At 59.6% G+C, this 1,890-nt stretch carries 2 protein-coding genes; both read left to right on the top strand.

What is annotated here, in order from left to right:
• Positions 1 to 186: DUF2845 domain-containing protein (locus tag AAAB16_RS19350; RefSeq protein WP_340664796.1), on the top strand; the 186-nt coding region annotated here is incomplete at its 5' end.
• A 39-nt stretch (positions 187 to 225) separates the two neighbouring features.
• Positions 226 to 1,674, top strand: coding sequence for a rhomboid family intramembrane serine protease (locus tag AAAB16_RS19355; protein ID WP_340664797.1), 1,449 nt, complete (start codon positions 226 to 228; stop codon positions 1,672 to 1,674).
• Positions 1,675 to 1,890 lie beyond the last annotated feature (216 nt).

Below are 1,890 nucleotides of genomic sequence, written 5' to 3' on the forward strand. Positions count from 1 at the left end.
GTACAAGCCAAATGCGGCGCGCCAGTGAGCAGCAACGTGATCGGCTATCAGAAAACCCGCATCGGCAACCGCACCGAAGAAGTCGAAATCCTCGAATGGGTATACGGCCCAAGGGAAGGCGGGATGATCTATTTCCTGCGTTTTGAAGGCGGCAAGTTGATCCGGATCGACAGCAAGCGCGCTTAAGCAACCCTCTACACCCCGCTCATTTCAAGGACGAAACGCGTGCTGATCATTCCCGCCGAACACCCGTTGGACTGGAAGAAACCGCCAGTCCTTACCCTGCTGCTGATTCTGCTCAATACCCTGATCTACTTCGGCTACCAGGGTGGCGACGACGCGCGTGAACAGCTGGCGGTAAAAACCTACCTTGATGGCGGCTTGCTCAATCGTGAAAAGGCGCTGTTTATCGAGTCGTTTGCTACCCGCAACAAGCTCGACGAAAAACAAAGCAAGTCGTTTACCGCCGCGCCAAGGGGCCAGTTGGCGCAGCTGATCATCAGCGATTTGCAGTTTGAAAATACGCTGCATCACACCCCCGCCTACCAGGCTGACCCTGCATGGCAGGCCGCGCGAGCCAAAGCCGAGGCCGCGCGCGATCAGATCAGTAACTACCGGTTTGGCTTTATCCCCGCCAAGTTCAGCGTGCAGGGCCTGTTCGGCGCCATGTTTATGCACGCCGACTTCGGCCACCTGGCCGGCAATATGCTGTTCCTGTTTATCTTCGGCTTCGCCCTAGAGCGGGCGCTGGGCCGCGCGGTGTATCTGGGTCTGTATGTGCTTAGCGGCTTGGCCTCGCACTTGCTGTGGTGGGTGATGGACCCGGTGTGGGCCACCGGCATCGGCGCCTCCGGAGCCATCGCCGGGTTGATGGGCATGTACCTGGGTATTTATGGTCTGCGGCGGATCAACTTCTTCTACTGGCTGGGGCCGCTGTTCGGCTACTTTCGCGCGCCGGCGCTGTGGATTCTGCCGATCTGGATGGGCAAGGAGCTTTACGGCCTGCTGCTGGCCAATGACCACGTTAACTACTACGCCCACCTCGGCGGCATGGGCGCCGGCTTTCTCGCCGTATGGTTGCCGCGCCAGGTCGGCCAATTAAAAGTCGATGAGGCTTACCTGAACAAGGAAGACCCAGACGCGCCGTTCAAGCGCGAAGTGGCAGCGCTCGACAGCCTGATCGGCAATTTCAATCTGGAACAGGCCGCCACCCGTGGCGTGGATTTACTCACGCGCTATCCGGGTCGCTTGCTGTTGCTCGAGCGCCTGTACCCCGTCGCAAAAAGCCGCGAAGACAAAGTGCTGCTCAGCGCCGTGCTCAAACAACTCTTCGCCCTCCCCCATGCCACCGCCAACCTGCCGCAACTGCAGCGCCTGGCCGACGACAGCGCGAGCTTTACGCTGCTGCAACACCCAGCGGTGCAACTGCACCTGCTGCAACGGCTGCTGCAAGGTCACGACGGCACGCGTGGCCTGGCAACCTGGCGCCGTCTGAGCAAAGCCCGCAACCGCCCGCCACACCTACCGGCCCTGACCCTGCAACTGGCCAAACAGCTTGGGCAGCAACAAGACCTGCGCGGCGTTGCCGAACTCAATCAATTCCTGCGCGAGGTCTACCCTGACGCCGAGCAGACGCAGCAGCTAGCGATTTACCAGCGGCATATCGCCCAGTAGATCAGCGCATTTGTAGGGTGTGCTGCGCGCACCTTGCGATTTACCGGTGGGTAACCGTGAGGTGCGCATAGCACACCTTACGGATCAACAGCATGGCGGCTAAGCCCTCTCGCCTCACAAGCCGCCAATATGAACATCAATAAAAAAACCCCGGGCCGCTAACCCCGGGGTTTTTTATTGGTGTTCACAACTTGCTAGAGAAGTCGCGAAGCTCAT

This window comes from Pseudomonas sp. (genome assembly GCF_037994325.1).
Classification (GTDB): Bacteria; Pseudomonadota; Gammaproteobacteria; order Pseudomonadales; family Pseudomonadaceae; genus Aquipseudomonas.